Genomic DNA, 6,462 nt, shown 5'->3' with positions numbered 1-6,462 from the left:
AGTATTTGAAATATCTTTTGGTTATTTTAGACAAATACTCATTCTCAGGCCCTTCATGCCCTATTGGTTAATCGCGGAAGCGCTAAGCTAACTATGGCTTTTAGTTTCCCCGGACACTATAGATTCGTAATTCGTAATTGATTAAAATAAATTAATCACATTCTATATCCCCTCTAATCTCATCTTAAACGGGCTCTAATCCGCCGGGTCTAGCTTTGCAGCAAATCAGATATTTGTTATGCAGTTGAAATCTATTTTTCTGTTTTGTATGCTGTTGTTGATGGTACTAACGGGGGCGGCGCAGGCGCGGTTGATAAAGGGGGTGGTGAGCGATTCGCTTACACAGCAGCCACTGCCCGGCGTAGCAGTACAGGTGGCTGGTACGGCGGCAGGAACCACCACCGATGTAAATGGGGCCTTTAGTATACATGTAGCCGCAGGCCAGGCACTCCGCTTTGTTTACATGGGTTATGAGGAGAAGACGATGATACCCGGTGCGCGGCAGGAGGTATCGGTATGGCTGTCTGCTGCGTCCCAATCCCTCTCGGCAGTAGTGGTGACAGGATATACGCAGCAGTCAAAATTACGTACTACCGGCGCCGTTAGTAGTCTGCCTGCGGCGGCAGTTACGCAGGCGCCCGTAGGGTCTTTTGATGTTATGTTGCAGGGGCGGGTACCCGGACTACATACTGGTACGCCTACGGGGCAGCCGGGATCGGCGGGAAGGGTGTCGATACGCGGACTGGGATCTGTCAACGGAGATGTGAATCCGCTGTACATTGTAGATGGTGTGCCGGTAGCCAACAACTCTTTTGCGGCGCTCAACCCGGATGATTTTGAAACGATCAGCATCCTGAAAGATGCCGCGGCTACTGCTCCCTATGGCTCCCGTGCTGCCAACGGCGTTATCGTTATTACCACTAAAAAAGGGAAGTACCGGGAAGATGGAAAGGCGCGGGTATACTACAGCAATCAGTTTGGCGTATCTGCTGTTAACAGCGCCAAATGGGATATGATGAATACTACGGAGCGGCTGCGTTTTGAAGAGATCCTGAAAGATCCGCTGCTGCCTGGCTGGGCGTATTCCCGGCAGAACCCGGAGAAGCTGGTGAACGGCATCGGAGTACCTAAGACGGAGGCCGACTATATTAGCGGCGATCACTACCTGGATAGTCTCCGTAATATCAATACCGACTGGCGTAAGTATCTGTTGCGCAATGGCCGTATGCAGTCGCATAACCTGAGTATGTCCGGTGGTAATGAAAAAACAACTTTCTACCTGGCCGCAGGATACTTCAATCAGGAAGGTGTGGCGCTCAATTCAGGTCTGGAGCGTTACAGCCTGCGCGCCAATATCCGCAACCACAGCGGACGTTTTACCACTGCGCTCCATATCGGTATTTCATCTGCCCTGGTAAAATATATTCCGGATGAAGGTGTGGCAGAAGAAGGCGGTGCTGCAGTGGGCGGTGGCGGTATCACCGAAAAGAATCCTGTTGCGGCCCTGTACTATGCGCTGCCATATGAATCGCCTTACGGAAAACCCGGTGCGGGCCGGTACGGCGCCAATGCGCTGGATGCCTATGCCAATATGCAGCTGAAGGATCAGCAGCTGAAAGGTATACTGTCCCTGCAGGAAACCGTGCAGCTGAATAAAGAGCTGCAGCTGACCGGTACGCTGGGAATGGATTTTCAGCAGGTGAATCATACAGGTTACCTCAACCCGGATTCCTGGTATGGTAAGCTGGTGAGTAACGGCAATCAGGGGTCGCTGGACAGGAAACTGACGCAGCGTACCGGCCTGGTAGCAACAGGCGGACTGCGTTACAACCGGCAATGGGGGCAGCATGAAGTGGAAGCTAACCTGCTGGCGGAGATGAACCGTATAAAAGGCAGCGGCTTCGGATTTACCGGCTTCGGATTAATCAGTGAGCTGTCCGGAACACCTAATGCTGTTACACCCGGCACCGGAGAGAATAATTTCATTCCGGTGTTGTCCGGACAAACAACGCCGGATCGTTTACTGCTGTCGCAGATAGCGCTGTTCCGTTATTCTTTCAGCGATAAATATACCCTGTCGGCCAGCCTGCGCCGCGACGGCTCTTCGCAGGTGCCTGCCGCCAACCGGTACAGGTTTTTCTATGCCCTCGGTGGCAGCTGGAATATACTGGCAGAAGAGTGGATGCAGCAGCAGTCGGCGCTGAGCACCTTGCGCCTGCGCGCCAGCTATGGCCTTACTGGCAATGCAGGCGGCTTTATGAGTGATTATGGATTCAGGACATTGTACGGTACTGCACATTATGGCAGCGGGGCAGCGCTGGTGCCGCAATCGCCGGGCAATGCGGCCTATACCTGGGAAACTAACCGCATCGGCGATATTGGTCTGGAATTCGGTTTCTTCCGCAACCGTTTACGTGGTGAGGTGGATGTTTACAACCGCGTAACAGAAGGGTTGTTTATCAACCGTAATCTGTCGCTCACCACCGGCTTTTCCACGATAGCGTCCAATGCCGGCAAAGTACGTAACAGCGGTGTGGAGCTGATGCTGGAAGGGGATATCATCAGGAGGAAGGAGCTCACCCTGACGCTGGGGGTGAACATGGCTTATAACAAAAACCGTATCCTGAGCCTGGGAGAAGAAGAACAGATTTTTGCAGATGAAGCTACCATCAATCTGGCCGGCCGTCCGCTGGGTACATTCCGCGCTGTAAGATGGAAAGGTGTGGATCCGCAGACAGGCGCGCCTGTGTACCTCGATAAAAACGGGAAAGAAACGAATACCTATAATCCGGATGATGCCGTGCCCCTGCCTGCAAAATATGATCCTTCGCTCACCGGAGGTATTACAGCTGCCCTGCATTACAAAAGATTTGAATGCGCTGTGCTGGTGAGTTTTATCAGCGGCATGTCGCGGCTCAACTATCCCGACATGTACGCCCATACCGGCGATGCTGCCTACCGCCGTTACAGTCAGTCGAAAGATATGCTTAACATCTGGCAGCGGCCTGGCGACATCAGCAGGTATCCCGGTGCGCAATACGCTACCTACTTCACTTCCAGGGATATTACCAGCGCGGATTACGTGAAGCTGAGAAATGTAATGCTGGGATATAATATTCCCGTGAGCCGGCATATGGCGGGGGCGGTACGGAACATCAAGGTATTTGCCACCGGTCAGAATTTACTCTCCTTCATGAAGTGGCGCGGCTTTGACCCGGAAGATGCCAACGACATTGCACAATATGAATACCCGATGCCGCGCACAGTAGCAGGTGGTATACAGGTAACCTTTTAAAAAATTCAAAACGCTGATATGAAAAAGTTATTAACCGTGCTGGCGATCAGCACGGGATTATCCGCCTGCTCCGGTATGCTGGATATTAAGCCGGCAGACCAGATCGATGAAAGTAAAATATTTTCCTCTCTGCAGACATTCGATAAAGCGGTGCTCGGCGTGTATGCCGGCTGGAATGCGGAGCTGTCCATGCGCACCGGCTCCGTGATGGCAGATGAATGCCGGATAGGCCCGAAAAATGCCGGTGTGAACGGTTCCGCGCAGCACCTGTTCCGCTGGACGTATGCTGCTTCAGATGCTGAAATCACAGATCCCTGGAGCAATGCCTACCAGGTCATCAACCGGGTTAACCGGTTGCTGGCAGGCATTGATAAAGTGCCGGCAGCAGATGAAGCAGCCGTTGCTGCCAGGCAGCAGCTGAAAGGAGAGTTGACCGCTATCCGCGCCTATGCGCATTTTGAGCTGTTCCGGCATTTCGGCGCTTCCGGCGTATACCACGCAGACGCACTGGCCGTGCCGTATGTCACTGCTGCTGATATAGATAATAAACCGGGAAGGCCCACCTATGCTGATTTTTTCCGGGAGATGAATGCGGATATCGCCCATGCTGCCGCCTGGATAGACGACAGCCGGGAAACAACACGTATGCACCTTCAGGCGGTACAGGCATTACAGGCCCGCGTAGCATTGTATACCCGTAACTGGGCGTTGGCGGCAGAAAGCGCCGGAAAGGTCATTGCACAGGTGCCGCTGGCGACCATGCAGGAATTCCCCGGTATCTGGACAGATCAAAGCGGGGCAGAAGTAATCTTTAAGCTGAAACGTACGGCAGGCAGTACTTTGCGGCCAGGGGACGTATGGAAGAATGCTACCCTGGGTATTGTGTATTTCGCACCTTCGCTGAAACTGCTGCGCGCCTACGATGCAGAGAACGATATACGCTATACCAGCTATTTCAGCTATGACTCCACACTGGCCGCCAGCGGGCAGCCGGGGGAAGTAATCCGCAAATACGCCGGTACGCCGGGTGCGGAAAACCTGAATGATGTGAAAATTTTCAGAACAGGAGAAATGTACCTTATCCGGGCGGAAGCCTTGCTGGAGCAGGGGAACACCGGCGGGGCCGCCGCCGACCTGCAGACCCTGCGCGAACACCGTATACAGGGATATACGCCACAGATAAACAAGGACGCACGTCAGCTGCGGGAAGAAATAATGCTGGAACGCTTCCGGGAACTGCCTTTTGAAGGGCACCGGTACTTTGACCGGAAGCGGCTGGGCCTGCCGCTGACCCGCCTGCCGGAAGATGCGGCAGATACGGCACTGCAACCCGGTGAGCTGTTTTATTATCTGCCGATACCTCAGGCAGAACGAATGTCTAACCCGAATATCCGGCCTGACAACCCGGGATGGTAGTAGTTTAACAGCAAGGCGCCGGTATTTACCGGCGCCTTTTCTATATGGTTTATGCTTTTTGTTTGTTCTTTCTTACCAGCAGGAAACAGAGATATAAAAACAGCATCCAGCCGGGAATCAGCGCCACCGGCAGTTTCATACCGGTAATCCACATGAGCAGGAGAATGCCCGTCAGAAATATCAGACAGATATAGTTGGAGACAGGATAGAGAAAAGACGGGAATTTAGTACGTATCTGCGCAGCTTTTTTATCTTTCCTGAATTTAAAATGTACGACGGTAATCATCAGCCAGTTGATGATCAGAGAAGATACAACCAGCGACATCATCACCTCCAGCGCTTTTTCCGGTATCAGTTTATTCACTACAATACAGATGGCAGCAAATAAGCCGGATACAATGATGGCTTTCACCGGTACATGGTTTTTATTCAGGCCGGACAGAAATGCCGGCGCATTGCCCTGCCGGGCCAGCCCGTAAAGCATCCTGCTGTTGCTGTATACGCAGCTGTTATATACGGAGAGCGCAGCAGTGAGCACGATCAGGTTCAGCACATTGGCAATAAGACTGGTGAAATAAACAGTTTTGCCAAAGAGGGTGAACTGAAAACCTTTGAGACTCTGGAATACCATCACAAACGGACTGCTGTCGGTGGTGATGCCTTTCCATGGAGAAAGGGAGAAGAGGATAATGAGCGCACCCACATAAAAGATGAGGATACGGTAGATCACCTGGTTGGTCGCCTTGGGAATTGTCTTTTCCGGTTTATCCGCTTCCGCAGCGGTGATCCCGATCAGTTCCAGCCCGCCGAAAGAAAACATGATCAGGGCAATCGTGGCAAACAGACCCTGGTAGTTACCTTTGGCATCTTTCTCCAGTAAGCCTTTCGGGAAGAAGCCGCCGTCGTTCCAGAGGTTTTCTATACCTGCCTGCGGGCCGCCGCTGCCGCTGATGAGCAAATAAACGCCGAAGACAATCATGGCTACGATAGCTACTACCTTTACAATGGAGAACCAGAATTCCGCTTCCCCGTAAACCTTTACAGAGCTGAGGTTGAGTGCATTGATGGCTATAAAGAAGAAGAGGCTGGAAGACCACAGCGGGATTTCCGGCCACCAGAAATGTACATAGATACCGATGGCTGTCAGCTCAGACATGCTTACCAGGATATACAGCACCCAGTAGTTCCAGCCGGAGGCGAAGCCGGCATAGGTTCCCCAGTACTTATAGGCGAAATGGCTGAAACTCCCTGATACCGGTTCTTCTACTACCATTTCTCCCAGCTGCCGCATAATAAAAAATGCGATGACTCCTGCCAGCGCATAACCCAGAATAACAGACGGACCTGCCAGTACGGCGGCTGGGCCTATGCCCAGGAATAGCCCTGTGCCTATTGCGCCGCCGAGCGCAATCAGCTGTATGTGCCGGTTTTGTAATCCCCGGCTCAGCTGTTGCGGCGCTGTATTTTCTTGTGTCGATTCCAATGTGAAAATTATAGATAAGGTTGCAAGATGAGTTAATTTCATCAAATTAAGAAAAGCCGCCGCCGCAAAACAAATAAATCTCCGGACACCCTCCGCTGTATGTTGTAACCCACTGCAGCAGCAGTGCAGCGCGTATAGAACGCAGGAGGAAAGGTGATGAAAAAAACAGCCGGCTGATAGTCGCCGTTGTTGACTCATGCCGACTTTCCCGAACTTATTTTGTACATTCGTTTCAGATGATGGGTAAATCAACCAGCCACATACCGCG

At 52.2% G+C, this 6,462-nt stretch carries 3 protein-coding genes; 2 read left to right on the top strand and 1 reads right to left on the bottom strand.

Annotated features, from left to right (window positions below; translation table 11 throughout):
• The first annotated feature begins 238 nt into the window (after positions 1-238).
• On the top strand, positions 239-3,295 hold the full coding sequence (locus tag GWG06_RS29540; RefSeq protein WP_160718073.1) for a SusC/RagA family TonB-linked outer membrane protein: 3,057 nt from the start codon (positions 239-241) through the stop codon (positions 3,293-3,295).
• An 18-nt stretch (positions 3,296-3,313) separates the two neighbouring features.
• Positions 3,314-4,711 carry a RagB/SusD family nutrient uptake outer membrane protein gene (locus tag GWG06_RS29535; RefSeq protein WP_160718072.1) on the top strand — a complete coding sequence of 466 codons (1,398 nt, stop codon included), beginning with the start codon at positions 3,314-3,316 and terminating at the stop codon, positions 4,709-4,711.
• A gap of 49 nt (positions 4,712-4,760) precedes the next feature.
• Here the strand turns inward: GWG06_RS29535 and GWG06_RS29530 are convergent, their stop codons facing one another.
• A complete protein-coding gene (locus tag GWG06_RS29530; RefSeq protein ID WP_202183163.1) occupies positions 4,761-6,194 on the bottom strand; it encodes an amino acid permease in 1,434 nt (477 codons plus the stop codon).
• Positions 6,195-6,462 lie beyond the last annotated feature (268 nt).

Origin of the sequence: Chitinophaga solisilvae (assembly GCF_009928525.1) — a bacterium.
GTDB lineage: Bacteria > Bacteroidota > Bacteroidia > Chitinophagales > Chitinophagaceae > Chitinophaga > Chitinophaga solisilvae.
The sequence above is the reverse complement of the archived record's forward strand: the minus strand, read 5'-3'. Positions and strand labels throughout refer to the sequence as shown.

Bases quoted from the DNA above. Each gene is read 5' to 3' on its own strand.
- GWG06_RS29535 (WP_160718072.1), top strand. From the start codon at position 3,314: ATGAAAAAGTTATTAACCGTGCTGGCGATCAGCACGGGATTATCCGCC.
- GWG06_RS29540 (WP_160718073.1), top strand. From the start codon at position 239: ATGCAGTTGAAATCTATTTTTCTGTTTTGTATGCTGTTGTTGATGGTA.